The sequence below is a fragment of the Colwellia hornerae genome (assembly GCF_007954355.1).
GTDB classification, from domain to species: Bacteria; Pseudomonadota; Gammaproteobacteria; order Enterobacterales; family Alteromonadaceae; genus Colwellia_A; species Colwellia_A hornerae.
In genome coordinates this window covers 1-16,070 of the sequence record NZ_VOLR01000031.1, presented here as the reverse complement: position 1 = coordinate 16,070, position 16,070 = coordinate 1, and the positions used below count along the sequence as shown (strand labels likewise).

The 16,070-nt window shown below is 36.8% G+C and carries 14 protein-coding genes and 1 pseudogene; 4 read left to right on the top strand and 11 right to left on the bottom strand.

All coding sequences use genetic code 11. The annotated features are described in order from the left end of the window. Positions 1-135: 135 nt before the first annotated feature. Positions 136-609 carry an Lrp/AsnC family transcriptional regulator gene (locus ESZ26_RS16935; protein WP_146800596.1) on the top strand — a complete coding sequence of 158 codons (474 nt, stop codon included), beginning with the start codon at positions 136-138 and terminating at the stop codon, positions 607-609. A 129-nt stretch (positions 610-738) separates the two neighbouring features. Here the strand turns inward: ESZ26_RS16935 and ESZ26_RS16930 are convergent, their stop codons facing one another. Genes ESZ26_RS16930 through ESZ26_RS16920 form a run of 3 tightly spaced genes read right to left on the bottom strand, consistent with a single transcriptional unit; the run spans position 739 to position 4,898 of the window. Then, positions 739-1,842 (bottom strand): lipocalin-like domain-containing protein, encoded by a 1,104-nt coding sequence (locus ESZ26_RS16930; RefSeq protein WP_146800633.1) that lies wholly within the window; start codon positions 1,840-1,842, stop codon positions 739-741. Between the two features lie 7 nt (positions 1,843-1,849). Then, on the bottom strand, positions 1,850-4,261 hold the full coding sequence (locus ESZ26_RS16925; RefSeq protein ID WP_146800594.1) for an ABC transporter permease: 2,412 nt from the start codon (positions 4,259-4,261) through the stop codon (positions 1,850-1,852). Continuing rightward, complete coding sequence (locus ESZ26_RS16920; RefSeq protein WP_146800592.1) at positions 4,245-4,898, bottom strand: ABC transporter ATP-binding protein; 654 nt, start codon at positions 4,896-4,898, stop codon at positions 4,245-4,247. The genes ESZ26_RS16925 and ESZ26_RS16920 overlap by 17 nt, the downstream gene beginning before the upstream one ends. A 729-nt stretch (positions 4,899-5,627) precedes the next feature. Here ESZ26_RS16920 and ESZ26_RS16915 point away from each other — a divergent pair. Continuing rightward, positions 5,628-7,034, top strand: a complete 1,407-nt coding sequence (locus ESZ26_RS16915; RefSeq protein ID WP_146800590.1) for a diguanylate cyclase — start codon at positions 5,628-5,630, stop codon at positions 7,032-7,034. 40 nt (positions 7,035-7,074) lie between these two features. Here ESZ26_RS16915 and ESZ26_RS16910 read toward each other — a convergent pair whose 3' ends face one another. Then, on the bottom strand, positions 7,075-7,869 hold the full coding sequence (locus ESZ26_RS16910) for an alpha/beta fold hydrolase (protein WP_146800589.1): 795 nt from the start codon (positions 7,867-7,869) through the stop codon (positions 7,075-7,077). 369 nt (positions 7,870-8,238) lie between these two features. Here ESZ26_RS16910 and ESZ26_RS16905 point away from each other — a divergent pair, with 369 nt between their 5' ends. Together ESZ26_RS16905 and ESZ26_RS16900 are read left to right on the top strand one after the other, a co-directional pair. Continuing rightward, complete coding sequence (locus tag ESZ26_RS16905) at positions 8,239-8,517, top strand: hypothetical protein (protein WP_146800588.1); 279 nt, start codon at positions 8,239-8,241, stop codon at positions 8,515-8,517. A 268-nt stretch (positions 8,518-8,785) separates the two neighbouring features. Next, a complete protein-coding gene (locus ESZ26_RS16900) occupies positions 8,786-9,385 on the top strand; it encodes a Yip1 family protein (protein ID WP_146800587.1) in 600 nt (199 codons plus the stop codon). Positions 9,386-9,540: 155 nt separating this feature from the next. Here ESZ26_RS16900 and purF read toward each other — a convergent pair whose 3' ends face one another. The 7 genes and pseudogenes from purF to ESZ26_RS19660 all read right to left on the bottom strand — a co-directional run. After that, positions 9,541-11,058: an amidophosphoribosyltransferase gene (gene purF, locus ESZ26_RS16895; protein WP_146800586.1), complete on the bottom strand. Its 1,518-nt coding sequence runs from the start codon at positions 11,056-11,058 to the stop codon at positions 9,541-9,543. 112 nt (positions 11,059-11,170) lie between these two features. After that, positions 11,171-11,653 (bottom strand): CvpA family protein, encoded by a 483-nt coding sequence (locus ESZ26_RS16890; RefSeq protein ID WP_146800585.1) that lies wholly within the window; start codon positions 11,651-11,653, stop codon positions 11,171-11,173. Positions 11,654-11,811: 158 nt separating this feature from the next. Then, positions 11,812-12,435, bottom strand: a complete 624-nt coding sequence (locus ESZ26_RS16885; RefSeq protein ID WP_146800584.1) for an SPOR domain-containing protein — start codon at positions 12,433-12,435, stop codon at positions 11,812-11,814. Between the two features lie 30 nt (positions 12,436-12,465). Further along, positions 12,466-13,758, bottom strand: coding sequence for a bifunctional tetrahydrofolate synthase/dihydrofolate synthase (gene folC / locus ESZ26_RS16880; protein WP_146800583.1), 1,293 nt, complete (start codon positions 13,756-13,758; stop codon positions 12,466-12,468). Between the two features lie 21 nt (positions 13,759-13,779). Further along, positions 13,780-14,640: an acetyl-CoA carboxylase, carboxyltransferase subunit beta gene (accD, locus tag ESZ26_RS16875; RefSeq protein ID WP_146800582.1), complete on the bottom strand. Its 861-nt coding sequence runs from the start codon at positions 14,638-14,640 to the stop codon at positions 13,780-13,782. A gap of 215 nt (positions 14,641-14,855) precedes the next feature. Next, on the bottom strand, positions 14,856-15,638 hold the full coding sequence (truA, locus tag ESZ26_RS16870) for a tRNA pseudouridine(38-40) synthase TruA (protein ID WP_146800581.1): 783 nt from the start codon (positions 15,636-15,638) through the stop codon (positions 14,856-14,858). A 336-nt stretch (positions 15,639-15,974) separates the two neighbouring features. Continuing rightward, positions 15,975-16,070 (bottom strand): annotated as a pseudogene (locus ESZ26_RS19660) (IS982 family transposase); the annotation flags it as partial.

The following is a 16,070-nucleotide window of genomic DNA, read 5'->3' as shown; positions in this document are numbered from 1 at the left end:
TGATTTAGCTAATATAGGTATCTTACCTACTAATAACGGTACACATATCGCTTTAATTTAAATTAAGTGAGTTTTTATTTATGTTATTTAGGGAATAGTGATATTATCAAATCAAAAAATGAGAAATGTTAAATTATGAAATTGAATAAGCAAGATTTAAAAATATTGGAGTTATTGCAAATAGATGTAAAAACTTCTGTTGAGCAGCTTTCTGAAGAGGTGGGTTTATCAACGGCAAGTATACAGCGACACTTGAAGCGCTTAAGAGACAATAAAGTTATTGCTCAGGAAGTAGCGATAATATCGCCTAGCGCTGTAAACCAATCAATGACTTTTATTATATCTGTACAACTCAACAGAAATTATAACGATTGTTTCAATTATTTTAAAAATAAAGTAAAAAATAACAATAATATCCAGCAGTGTTATTACATTACAGGTGAAGCTGACTTCGTCCTGATAGTGACAGCAAAAGACATGGAAAATTTTGAAGAATTTACTCAATCATTTTTTTTTAGTGATGTTGCTGTTCTTCATTTTAAAACATCTGTTGTTATGGGCAGAACAAAAGTGAGCTTAGCATTACCTCTTAATTTTGCAGATATATAAAACATGTTACTAAGTTATGATAATAAAAATCATGCCACTAAACGCCCTTTTAAAGACCCAAAAAATTAATTTCATCAGGCAATGCTCATTGCAAGTTTCAAGTCTACTAAATAAAGTAGCAATAAAGAGTTAGTACCCCGTAATTTCGGCATAGCCAATACCATTAAAGCCACCTGTTGCTTTAACGCGTCCTTCCCAGTAGGGAATTGTTAATTGATTACGTGAATCCTTGGTAATGCTTTCAATAATAATGGTTGGTCTATTGGTTAATTCAACTTGCCATTTACTAGGATAATCGTGGTTATTTAATGTCACGGTTTCAATAACAGACAGTTTAATATCTTCTTTAAAAATCGCTGTTGTTTGGCCATTGGCGGCTATCTGAGTACCGCTACAATACTCATAATTATGATCATTACCTCGAATACAAAAGAGCATGAGCCCTTGCTTCTCTGATTGAGTGGCTGATTGAGCGTCAACAATACTGAACCAATCCCAACCGAGTTGATTTTTGTCGAGTAAACTCGCCGACCACTCTCTGTCATACCATGCATCACCCGTAACGTTATAAGTGTTACCCGCAAAAGTTAGACGGCCTTTTACCTTTAAAAAGGGATAACTAAAGTAATAAGACGCATGACCACTTTGTGTTTTTTGGCTATAGCCTTTGTCGCCATGCAAAGCTATTGGACTGTCGCTTAGTGTCAGTGCTATTTCATAGTTTTGATGTGCAGCGGTTAAATTGAGTGGCAAAAATTCGTTGTTAATACTGCTCAACTGCCAATCATCAATACTTGCATCAAACGGCGAGCTAATGACCTTAGCTTGCCTTGCTCGTGAAAACCTTTCAAACGCAACATGATATTGTTGGTGTTGCATTGCAAAATGAGCAAAGTAAAGATTGTCATCCCACCATGGTGACTTAAGGTTACCTGGCATTAGTGTGCGAAATAATGTCCATTGAACCCCAAAAGTCTCGCCAGTGTCACTTTGCAAATTAGCCGTTACATACCACCACTCAATACCTTGTTCAGCATGAATACCATGATCAGCGGGGAAGATAAGAGGAGTGCCCTGTATTACCGGCTTGCCAATAGCCACTTGTAAGTTAGATGATGTTGTTTTTTGCTCAGCAGGTTGACACGCAGACAGCACAAAAATTAACAGCACAAGAGTAAATCGTACAAAAACAAACGGAGTCAATAATACCCTGGCTAAAACTTGTCTTTTTATCACGCGATTATGACTCCTTGGTCGCTAAGTTAGTTAATTTTCGAATCGGTAAATAGGCACATAAAACAGAGACAGCCACTAGCGTTAAACACGTTATTAATAAACTGCTTAAATCTAAACTAAAGTGAATAGTCCAGCCAAAGGCAATTGGCATGACAAACTTCAATAACGCAAAGCCCAATGCGAAGCCAAGCGGAATAGCAAACAACGCGGTAAACACAACCACGCCTGCTGTTTGTAGCAGTTTCATGGTTAATAATTGCCGTTGTGTCACGCCTAAATTACGTAATATGGTTAATTGCTTTAATTGATTAACACTTAAACTTAATAGGCTGGTACACAAACTTAACAATGCAATAGCGAGAATAAAACTATTTAGTGCTTTGGTAACGACAAACGTATCTTCAAACAAGGCATTAGCGATTTGTTTAAATCGTTTATTCGCTAAAATATTTGTACTGTCTTGTTTAAATTCGTCCATTAAACGCTCGCTAAAAACAGCAACGGCAGTACTACTTTTTAGCCGTATTGAATAACCAAAAATATCATGATTGAGTGCGGCTGTTTTCTGGCGTTCCTCTAGCGTAAGTAACGATATTCTTGGGTTACCATAATCATAAAAAAATCCTGTTATACGACAAGTAAATTCAGTTGAGTTTTGCTTAAAGACCAGCACATCATTCAATGAATAACTAAACTTAATGTTACTTTGTTCGTTAGCCAAACAGCCTTGACGATAAAAATTTGCTTCACTAATGGTTAAGCCTGATGTCAGCGAAATATGTTGATAATGTTCAAAGCTATTACCAAAGCTTGCAAGGTTCGCAGGTACTTTATTTACATCACCATCACTTTGCATATAGATACTTAACTTCTCAACTTCAGGCAAGTTAGTGAGCGCTTGCCTTAAAGTATTATCGAGCTTATCTGAACGTAAATAAATATCTGCACTTAATTGCTTTTCAAGGTGGGCATTTAACGTATGGCTAAAACTTTTCACCATAATTTGCATGCCAATAGCACTACCAAGCGCCACTAGAATTGCAATAATAGCAATATGCAGGTCTTTTACATGAAGTCGGGTATCGGCATGAAGCCATTGTGTTAATGGATCTGTTATTTTGATCGGTAATGAAACCAAGAGAGAAAGTACTTTAGGCACAAGCAGGATAAACAACATTAAAAGCGCAAAACACAGCAGCAAAGCTTGATACTCATTAGTCGTATAATAGAGTAACCCAATGACTGCCGCTAATGTACTGACCAATAAACTATAAAACATCAGTTGACTTTTTTGGGCAACTTGCTTGGCTTGCGCTAACAAGATGACCGCTAAAGCAGAAATATTAAGGGCAAAACCTAATAAAACATTCGACCATTGCCAATTGATCACCAACGTTTTATCGAGTTGATACAAGCCAACCAAGGTGCTGTTGACATCAAGCACTAATGCATTGGCAATTAAGTATCCACCTAATGTACCTAATAACGCCGTGCAAACACTGACAATAATAAGCTCAATTACAAGACTCAATTGAATACTTAATTTAAGACAGCCTAATAGCTGCATTTGCTCTATTAATTTTTGTCGCGCAGTTAAGGTCAGTTTTATCGCATTAAAACTCAAAAATGCCGCAACAATATAACCAAGCATGGCAAGTGCGGTCAGATTAAAAAAGAAGGCTTCAGATAAAACATCAAACGATTGTTGCTCTGCATCAATCAACTGTGCTTGCCCAGCAATTAGCTGTGCTATTTCTGTTAATTGCTGCTCACTAACATGCGAGAGCTCAATAAAACTGAGTTGCCCTTTAGCCGCTAATAAATAATCAGCATTGGCGATATCGGTGATCGCCCAAAGTCCAATATTATCAGCTAATACAACTTCAGGTTGTTGCTGAGCGTTTTGCAGTGAAAATTTTATCAGTTCACCTGTTTTTGTGAAGATGCGTTTTGCAAATTTCGAATCAACTAATAAGGTAGTAAGGGAAAAGCGTTGCGGCGTTTTATCTGCATTTTCATCACTTTGTTGGTATTGAGCACGGTTTAACCACAGCAGAGTATCCACACCTTGAATGGCAAGTGCTTCCCCTTTATTAGTTACTAATTGACCTCGTAAAACGGGTTGAGTATTGATAAAGCCATGTTGTCGTAAAGTGAGCCATATATTGCCATCAATAAAGTGCTTTCCTGTTAATGGTTTAATTAAATGTGTAACGGGGTTATTGATTAATGCGGAAGAATTTTGATAGCGTGTATTAGCCTCTTGATTAAGACCAGAAATTGCAGTTAAAAGTGCACTACCGAGACTAAAGCCTAAAAAAAATAACGCCATTAACCAAGGATGTCTTCGATAAAAGGCTAAATGGGTGGCGAGAATAAGTTTGATTTCATTAGCCGAATTACTCAAAATGACCATCTCTGAGTACTTTTACCTGATCAAAGTAATCCGTTAATTGATGACTGTGAGTCACCATCACCAAATTGATTTTTCGCTCACTGCATAACTTAGTAAGAAGTTTAACAACTTGGTGCGAGCGTTGCCTATCTAAGTTACCTGTCGGTTCATCTGCAAAAATTATCTGAGGTTTGTTGAGTAAAGCTCTTGCGATGCCAACTCTTTGTTGTTCTCCACCTGACAGTTTTTCAGGCAATGCATCGAGCTTACCTTGGAGCCCAAGCTCATCAACAATATGGTCAAATTCACTAGCAGATTTTTTGGGGTAATTGAGTTTGTGTTGAAAGAGAATATTCTGCTTTACGGTTAAACAATCAAGCAATTGGTAATGCTGAAATATTAGCCCTATTTTACGGCGGTAAAGCGCGAGTTCTGTCTCATTCAGTGATGAAAGCTCTTGATTGTTAATACTTACCGAACCACTATCTGCTTGCAATAGTCCCGCTAAAATATGCAAAAATGTTGTTTTACCTGAACCACTATCACCAAGTAATGCGAGGTGTTGTGCTGCTGGTACAAATAAATCGAGTTGATTTAAAATATTTTGTTTGTTAACGCCATCGTTACGGCTAAAAGATAAGTCTTTCACGCAAATCACGGTAACTCCTTATTATGTAAAATATCATAGTACAAACACTACAAAACCAGCAAAAAAAAACTTAAACCATTGAAAATTTATAACTTATAATTTATTTATGGATATCATTATAAGTAAATTTTCATTGGATCATTAGCTTAATAATACAATAATTATTAGCTTGGTTTGTACTTCCTTGTCTATATTTTATATTGATAGCTGGATGTTGAAAGTTTTCAAACGACTTACTTAGCTTCATCAACCAGTATTTAGCGGGTTTGACCTGATAAAAAAGATAAGAAAGGCGCTAATTATGTTGTTGTCAAAATTTCGTCAATGACTTAGCTATGGCTACTACATTATTACCAATTTTATCATACTCATATCAAGAATTACCGATTATTTACCATGATTATCAGACAGCTAGATTTAATATAAACAACAAAAATAAGCGTAACACTTCTACTAAGCTAAGAATGCGTTATTGCACAGACAAAAAAGCTAATTAGCTATTAATAGTTTAATGACCAGAAGCGTCTATACTCAAAATAACTTATAAAACAGTGATATCACTACGTTAATATCTCATGGATTTACAAGTTATACAGCATACGCGTTCGGGTTAACTCGACACTCAACAAAAGTGTTCAATAATTTTTTAATTTGAGAGTTATACTTTAATGAATGAAATGACTAAATAGTATTAGCTGTGCAATATTGCATAGCTAACACTAAACCAATAGGTTATGGATGAATATTTCCACTGGTAATAAAATCGGTTTTTTATGCTTTATCGTTATACTAAGCATGTGGGGGTACGTTGTTGCACATATCATAGGTATTTTTGATCTGCGATCGATTAAGGATGAAAAGCACCATGTATACTCACTAAATATTGCTAATGAATTACGTCAAAGTTCGGATGATCTTACACGTATGGCACGAACATATGTCGTCACGGGTAACGAAATATATAAAGAGTATTATTTTGACATCATTGCGATACGCAACGGGGATTCCCCTCGACCAAAAAAGTACCCTCCCACCTACTGGTATACTTCACTCACTCCCGAACGATTTGCTTTAGATAAATTAGATATACAAGTCCCATTGAAGAACCTTATGCGTGATATGGGTTTTACCGAAAGTGAATTGTTACTGCTTCAACAATCACAGGCCCGTTCAGATAATTTAATGAATATTGAAAAACAGGCTTTTGCGTTAATGAAAGGCTCTTACAATGATGGTAAAGGCACTTTTACTCCTAAAGGAGTACCTGATAATGCTTTTGCCATAAAATTATTGTTTTCACCTCAATACCAGCAAGAAAAAATTGCCATCATGCAACCTATTCAAAAGTTCATTGCTGCGGTTGAGAATAGGTTAATTATAGAGGCCGATGAGTTTCAAACTAAACAAAAAAAATATTTATGGTACGTTATTTTGTTATTAGTAATTTCAACACTGATGGCGTTAATTATCACTTTTTATGTCAGAAATAAAATTGTTCTCCCCATATTTTCACTGGTTCATGATGCACAAAGCATAGCAGAAGGAGATTACCAAGCGCGCAGTAAGGTCAGTGTAGAAAATGAAATCGGCTCACTCAGCAAAAATTTAAATAAAATGGCCAACCATATAGAACGAGACATTAATAAATTAAAACAAATGGCAACAACGGATGAGTTAGTCGGCATCGCCAACAGACGTGCTTTTATGAAATCTTTACAGCTTGAACTAGAGCGCTCCCATCGCTATCAAGTTCCACTGTGTTTATTAATGCTAGATGTTGATTATTTTAAAGTATTTAATGATACCTATGGCCATTCGATTGGCGATGATGTTTTGAAACTTATTTGTAAAGTTAGCCAACTAGTACTGAGAGAAAATGATCTGATGGGGCGAATTGGTGGCGAAGAGTTTGCCTTCATTCTTCCTGCTACCAACATCGACTTCGCATTAATTGTTGCTGAGCGTATCCGCGCGGCTGTTGACGATGCTTTTCTTATTATTGATGGTAAAAAAATAAAAGTCACTGTAAGTATGGGCGCAACCCAATTAACAAACGAGGATGATGTTGGCTTATTTCTTAAACGAGCAGATATGGCGATGTATAAATCAAAAGACAACGGACGTAATCAAACCCATTATTTTTAATGGCTACTCACTTACTATGCCCGAAAAATAATGGATGGCATTAATGTTGCTGAGCGATAAATTCCAAAGAGTGTTGATTAAAAAGTTCTGGGCTCTCAACATTACAAACATGACCGCATTTATGAATAGTGTGTAATAAACTATTTTTATGTTGCTTAACCATTTCCATTACCGGTCCCAAAAACATATGGTCTTCTTTGCCCATAATATAAAGGATAGGTATATCAATTTCTTTCTCTTTGAAATATCGCATCAAGGGATTCACATCCATGGCTAATTTAAACCAACGAATAAATTCTTTTTGACACAAACGTTTCGCTTCACGAACAAATAAATGTCGAGATTCCTTATGGCGCTTTTTTGGCATCATAATAAAAGCAAATAAACGATACAACCACATGTATGGCAGACAATGCTTAAAGGTATTACCCAAATAAACCAAAATATTACTTCGGGCATTAAAGCGAGTGATAGCACCGCCTAAAACCATACTCGATACATATTCTGGTGCAATTTCTGCGATATTTCGAATGATAATAGTTCCTAAAGAAATACCAACGAAGTGTGCACATGCAATATTATTGTGATCTAAAACATCAATGATATCTTCAGAAACTTTATTAAACGAATAGTTACTATCAACAAAGGTTTGTACCAGATGACTGGATTTTCCATGACCACGAAGATCAAGTAAAAGGACATTATAGGCTTTTTGGTAATCTCTGATCTGACGAAACCAGATCGCCGAACTGCCACCAGCTCCATGGACAAAAACAACCCATACTTTACTGGTTTTATGTGGATAAATAGTATGGAAGAGAATTGATTTGCTCATTACTGCAAGCACCCTATTACGCTGAGTTATACAAACTTAAGAGTAGCTAGTATAGCTAAATTAAAAGAAAATCTCCTAATAAGTTCGTCAACACAACTTTTTAGACGATATTTACTCATTAAGATAAAGATTTAATGTCTCAGTATGATGCCAAGGGGAGAATCACTAAAAACCTTCACGCCTAGAGTTTTGTATAAAGAATAATAGAAAGATGTTTTTCTACTGTAACGATATATCGGTATTGATTAGTTGTTTTGAGAAAAGATATAATAAAAAGTAGAATAGTTTATCTCCCTAATACATAGACAATATCAATAACGCTGCCGTGTTAGAGCTAGGCATTAAAAATGTCTCATCAAGGAAATAAAGATGAAAAAGAAAACAGTAAAAGATCTCTTAAAAAAGCATGACAAACTTGTTCACAGTGAAAATGTTACTGTCGTCTCTCATATTCAGCGCGAACAAGATGAGTGGTTTATTAATACGGTCATGATAAAAGACTGTGATGTCCCATTCAAATATAAGCGAAAAAAAGCTTATAAATCGCTCAGCAAGCAACAAGTCAATATGACCTATTACACGAGTACTGAGTTGATTGCCGGCTTTGAAATAGAAATCATGAATATTGTTAGAATAAAGGTTGCTTGATTTTTCAGCGGCCCTGCCATTTATGATAGAGCGCAGTTTGTTTTGAAATAACAAAATAATATATCACTATATAGACATTCGTTATTTTCGGTATAAAAAGAAGTTATTTGCATTTAATTTAGCTTAATTGCTATTCATCTCTTGACGAAAGCTTCGCCATCTTACATAAATAAGCTATCAATAATAAAAAATTGATCGACACAGACATTTATTAATAAAAAATAAAAAGCAATAAATGTAATTTTGGGGACAGCGAGAGGATTTTATTATGATATTAAATCATATATGGGGATTGTACACTGACCCTAAGAAAGAGTGGCACACGATTGAAAAGCGTCACGAAAGCTTAATGTATAGCATGGTTCATATAATAACAATTGCGTTAATACCTGCCATTTGTAGTTATTATGCCGCCGCTCATATTGGTTGGACAATAGGCGTAGGTGACCCAATAAAGTTAACTCAGGCAAGCGCTATGACCATGTCTGTCGGTATGTATTTCGGTCTGATTTTTGGTGTTATTGGCTTGGCTTTTTTAATTCAGTGGATGGCCAAAACCTTTGATGCAAAACCTGATTTCACCCAATCTCTAGAATTGGCCGCTTACACTGCAACACCGTTATTAATGGTTGGCGTAACTGCGTTATTTCCTGTTTTATGGTTTGTTGCTTTAGCGGGACTAGCCGCACTTTGTTATTCTGTATATTTACTTTACTCTGGCGTGCCGATCATGATGAATATTCCAGAAGAAAAAGGCTTTATTTATTCAAGCTCAGTGGTTACCTGTGGATTAGTACTTTTAGTTTCTTTAATGGCATTTAGCGCTATTATGTTAGGTATGGGCTTTGGCTCTGAATATATATCTTAAAATTTTCATAGATAAATTTAAGTCGATAAATCATTTATTGTAAATGTAAATATTTAGCAATCAATAATAAAAAAGCCCGCTTAGTGATAAACTAATCGGGCTTTTTTTTACGTTATTTTCTATGTTGTCATTAACGAGACACTGTCACTCATTAGCTATTCAGCACCTTCATTGTGCATATCAATAATTGAGTCAGCATTTTTATCTGAGTCTTCTTTATTCTCATTATTTCTCATCGCATCTAATCGTTCTAAATAGCCTTGAGTAATGTCTTTAGTAATATACTGACCATCGAATACAGATGTTTCGAATTGTTTGATTTCAGGGTTTACACTGCCCACAGCACTAACTAAATCTTCTAATGTTTGAAAAATAAGTTTATCTGCACCAATTAATTGGCAAATATCATCTAATTCACGACCATGAGCAATAAGTTCATTGGCACTTGGCATGTCAATACCATAAACATTAGGAAAACGAATCTCTGGTGCGGCTGAAGCAAAATAAACATTTTTAGCACCCGCAGAGCGAGCCATTTCAATGATTTGTCCAGAAGTAGTCCCCCGTACAATAGAGTCGTCAACTAACAATACATTTTTACCGGCAAACTCAGTTGTTATCGCATTAAGTTTACGACGGACTGATTTTTTACGCTGCTCTTGGCCCGGCATAATAAAAGTACGGCCAATATAGCGATTTTTCACAAAACCTTGACGGTATGGAATGCCAAGATGACGAGCAATTTCTAAGGCCGTGTCACATGATGTTTCTGGGATAGGGATAACAACATCGATCTCTACGTCTTCCCATTCTTTCGCAATTTTATCACCCAATTTTTTACCCATTTCAACACGAGAACCGTAAACAGAAATTTTATCAATCGCTGAATCAGGACGCGCAAAATAAACGTATTCAAAAATACACGGGTTGTAGGTTGGGTTCTTTGCACATTGTTGGCTGTGAATTTGTCCATCTTCAGTGAAATAAATAGCTTCACCAGGCGCAACATCACGGACAAACTCAAAATCGTTGGCATCAAGTGCTACCGACTCAGAGGCAATCATATATTCAATACCCGTGGCAGTTTCACGCTTACCAAATACTAATGGGCGGATGCCATTAGGATCACGAAACGCCACCATGCCATGGCCAATAATTAAAGCAACTGTTGCATAGGCACCACGAATATGCTGATGTACATTAGATATTGCAGTAAAAATGTCATCAGGAGTTAATTTCAAATTTTCAGTCAATTGTAGTTCATGACCAAGAATATTGAGTAACAACTCAGAATCAGACGTGGTATTTACATGACGACGCGCCACGTTAAACAACCATTCTTTTAATTCAATCGCGTTGGTTAAATTACCATTATGTGCGAGAGAAATACCAAAAGGAGCATTGGCATAAAAAGGTTGAGCTTCTGAAGAACTTGAAGTACCTGCGGTTGGGTATCTAATATGACCAATACCCATGTTACCTTGTAGGCGCAACATATGACGCGTATGAAACACGTCTTTCACTAAACCATTTCCTTTACGTAGTCTAAAGGTATTGTTGTGAATAGTCACAATACCCGCAGCGTCTTGACCACGATGTTGAAGTACAGTTAATCCGTCATATAATGCTTGACCTACCGATGTTTTACCAACAATGCCAACAATACCACACATGCGTTTATTCTCCACAGAACTAAGTTTAAGGGCGTTTTTATGAAAAGAAACGCTAATAAATAAAAATTATACTAATGAACAGCAGCCCCATTTTCATGGCACTACAATAACGTTATTTCAAAAAGCTTGATGAATTTTTTAGGTATTCGAAAAACCATTCAACAATGAGTGTAAACTCGGGGATCAGTTGAGAGCTAGCCCACCATGCAGTTGATGACGCGGGGGTAAATGCATCCATAAAGAATAATACTGCGCTGATAACTAACACGCCACGTAATGCACCAAAAACAAGTCCTAGCAGACGATCAGTTCCAGACAAGCCTGTTTTACTGACTAGTTGACCAATAAGATAATTTACCAAGGCGCCAAGAATTAACGTGGTGATAAAAAGAATAGCAATTGCCGCGGCATTTCGCAGGACTTGATCGGAAATATTTGTCAATAAACTAGCAAGGTTTACATAGAAGTGGCTGGCAATAAAGAAGGCACTGATCCAAATAACTAGCGAAACAGCTTCTTTAACAAAGCCGCGAACCAAGCTAATTAACGTTGAAATGCCTACAACTGCCAAGATGGCATAGTCTATCCAAACCATAAATTAATCGTTACCAATGAATACTTACCAGCATAATTAGGCGCGCATTCTAACAGAAATGCCCCTTATTGTGCCAATGTTTTATTTTAAATAGCCATTACCATTGAAAGTGCTCAACTACTTTTAACAGAGTATTAATGGCCAGCGGCTATAACTCATCACTTTGTTGGGTAAAAACGAGCGATTTTACCTTCAACGCCAGTTAATTTTTTCAATGCAGGGATTTTTTTAATCAATGAATTTTTGATCAGTTCAGGACCAATAAAAACTTTTATCAATGGGCCATTTTTTGTCTTTATCGGTTTGGTAAAAGCGGTATAACCATTATCTTTAAGCTTAAGTAATAACTGTGCAACATTTTTTTTATGACGAAAACTGCCCAGTTGTACTACCCAGGCTTGTTGTAACACTGACTTTTCAGGCAAAATATCTTCTGCTGCTTGTGCAGTTAACACTTTTTCGTCTTCTTTCGTTGCAGAAGCATTATTTAAACGCGGTTCATTTTCTGTTTCAACCGTATATTTTATTGTTTGTTCAGCCGAAGATACATCGTCATCTAACGCGGTCTCATCACTCAGTATTTCGTTGGTAACTTTAACGATTTTATCTTCAGGAAAGCTTAGTGTGTTTTTAACAAATTCGACCTTAGGCGGCGGTGGAATTTTTTCAAACTCATCTTGATAAGTTTTTTTATTACCGTCTAGCAAGTCTGGCAAAATAATAATAGCAACCGCAGCCACAATAATGGTGCCAACTAAGCGGTTTTGAAAAGGTGTAGACAAATGGAACTCCCAGGCTGCAGTTAATAAAAACTACAACAATAAACGTCTGACTTCAGCTACGGTATAAAATGATCCAAACACTAAGATCAAATCTGTTGCTGTTGAATTTTTGTTAGCCATTCTAAATGCCTCAGTGATATTGTCAAAACAATTAGCTGAATCTTCATTTAATAACAATTTTTCGGCTAACTCCTTTGCACTAGCTCCACGAGGCATAGATAAACTGCCTAAATACCATTTATCAACCAGCGCAGTTAATGGCCCAAAGGTATTAGCAATATCTTTGTCTTTTAACATCCCCGTGACCGCATAGAGCTTATCGTACTTTTGCGATTTTAAATATTCAACTAAATAACGTGCCGCTTGAGGATTATGACCTACATCAAGTAATACCCGACTGTTTAATGATTTTTTCGTGATAAGCTCAGTACGACCAGCTACTTTTGTTTGGTTTATTAAGGCATTTACACTTTTAGTATTAAAAACAAAAGAACAATCATTAAGTAAAGCCAAGACCGTTAATGCTGTTGCTACATTATCTTGAGGTATGAAAGGCTTATTTAAATCATTGATTTGGTACTCGCCAAATGTCCAACGCCACAAGGAGGGAGAAGCGGCTTTTTTGTGCTGTTCAATAGCGAAATCATCGCCGCGCAGACTCACCACGGCTTTAAGGTTATTAGCATGTACAAGTACAGATTTAGGACAATCGGTATCACCAATAACGACTGTTTGATCAGCACGCATGATACCCGCTTTTTCAAAGCCAATGCTTTCCCGGTTATCGCCTAAGTAAGCTTGATGGTCTAAGTCTATCGTGGTTATGACAGCAATATCAGCGTCAATTAAATTTGTCGCATCTAAACGCCCACCTAAACCTACTTCCAGGATAATGAAAGCAGGCTTTCTTTCCATCAAGACTAAAAAGGCGGCTAGTGTTGTGTATTCATAATATGTTAGTGAAATATCACCACGGTGTTGCTCTATTTGCTCAAAGGCGTTGATTAATGACTGACTGTCCACATCAATATTATTAATACGTAAACGTTCATTGAACTTTTCAATATGTGGTGACGAATAAACCGCAACTGTTTTCTTATCGCCGAGCAAGGCATTTTCAATAAAAGCACAGGTAGTGCCCTTACCGTTAGTTCCGGCAACCGTGATCACTTGAGCAAAACTGAAATCAATATTTAATCGCTTAGCGACATGCGAAATACGTGTGAGCCCCAAGTCGATTTCAGTTAAATGTATTGTTTCTAAATAAGAAAGCCATTGAGCTAGAGACTTACTAGCAAAATGGCTTTTGTTGTTTATTGGCATAGTGTTTTTATGAAGCGTTAGTTATGAAGCGTTAAGGCTTGGATGTCCCATGAATTTAGCTAACATACGAGAAAGCGTACTACGCATTTCACGTCGGTCAACGATAATATCAATCGCACCCTTTTCTTTTAAGAATTCACTACGCTGAAAACCTTCAGGCAACTTCTCTCGAACAGTTTGTTCAATAACACGTGGACCCGCAAAACCAATTAACGCTTTAGGCTCTGCAACATTAATGTCGCCTAGCATAGCCAAACTTGCAGATACACCGCCCATAGTAGGGTCAGTTAATACCGAAACGTAAGGTAAACCTTTTTCGCTCATCTTCGCTAATGCTGCACTCGTTTTTGCCATTTGCATTAATGAAAATAATGCTTCTTGCATACGTGCACCGCCACTTGCAGAAAAACAAACCAGTGGTAGGTTATGCTCTAGGCAGTATTCAACACCTTTAACAAAGCGAGCACCAACAACTGATGCCATTGAACCACCTAAAAAAGCAAATTCAAAGGCAGCAGCAACGATAGGCATACCATTGAGTTCACCTCTCATAACAACCAGAGCATCTTTTTCACCGGTACTTTTTTGTGCAGCGCTTAAACGGTCTTTATAACGTTTTGAATCTTTGAACTTTAAAATATCTTGTGCTTCAAACTCTTCGCCTAATTCAGCGCGGTTATTTGGATCTAAGAAACAATCAATGCGTTTGCGTGCTGAAATGCGCATATGGTGATCACATTTTGGACAAACTGATAATAATCTATCGAGTTCCGCTTTATAAAGCACTGCATTACAAGAAGTACACTTGCTCCAAACGCCTTCAGGGATATTGCGTTTTTGGGTGGTTTTTGCTTTTGGGAGAATTTTTTCTATCCAGCTCATAATTTATTTTTGCCTTCTTTTACCTAATATGTTCATGGGAACATAGGAGAACTTGCCGATATTGATTTCAAACCTATCAGCAAATTGTTAATTTTTTGAATTATTCTAACTATAACCGACAATTAAAGCACATTTAGCCCTACCATGAATACAAAAAACTGGTCTGTCTTGTTGGATTTATCAGTTTGTAATGGTTCATTCTGCCATTATTTATCTTAAAGTAAAAATAGCGGTCCCAGCGCGGGTTTTGGAATATTGAACTCTTGCGGGTAGTCGACACCGACGAAATATAAACCCGCGGCGGATGCCATCATACCAGCAACACAACGATTTTTAGCTTCGAGTACTTCACCCAGCCAGGCTACTGTTTCTAATTGTTGCCCAATACGCATCAAACTACCGGCGATATTTCTCACCATATGGTGTAAAAAAGCATTGCCTTTAACATCAATAATAACAAAGTCACCTTGGCGAGAAACATTGCAATGAATCAGTGTTCTTACCGGAGAATGTGACTGACAATGCACGGTCCGAAATGAGGTAAAGTCATGTTGACCCAGTAAAGACTGAGCCGCCTGGTGCATTAATTTTTCATCAAGTGGATAATGACAGCTCGTTATCCCTTGGCTTAAAATAGCAGATCTTAAGCGGTTGTTATTAATAACATAGCGATAACGACGTGCTGTAGCGCTAAATCGCGCATGAAAGCTGTCATCAACTTGCTTGACCCAAGAGACAGCAATATCACAGGGTAAATTGGTATTAACGCCAAGTGTCCAAGCAACATCTTTACGAACTTTGTTCGTTTCAAAGTGAATAACTTGGTTGGTTGCACTAACACCTGTATCGGTTCTGCCCGCACAAATAACTTCTATTTTTTCATCAGCAATTTTTGATAAGGCTTTTTCTACATTTTGCTGAACACTGACCGCATTTTTTTGTCGTTGCCAACCGTGATAACGGCTTCCATCGTATTCAATACCTAAAGCGTAACGCATCAATAACTCCCCATAATAATGCGCGCATTATCCAATATTTTAAGGTTTATGCCAATGAGGTTCTTTGATTATATAAAAAAGTACAGCAGTGGCTTCTATAAAACATAAAGTAATTGTTAATAATTAATTCATATTAACAATTAGCTGCTGAGCATCACCTTTTGCTACTACATCTTGTAATATGACCTCGGCGTTTTCTATTATTGCGCCTATTTCACTATATCTTCCGCTGAAGTTAATCACTTATATAAAAAAAGCCACAATAGTGGCTTTTATAAAACGATAAACAATTTCTCTTGATTAACTAACCTGAGATCTGCTTAAGAGCAGCGTTTTCTAAACTTCCATCAATCCAAATTCACTGGCTGATAATTTAATACGTGGCTTTTTCTTCTTCAAGCAATAAGCCACTATTCCTGAAATTACATTTAG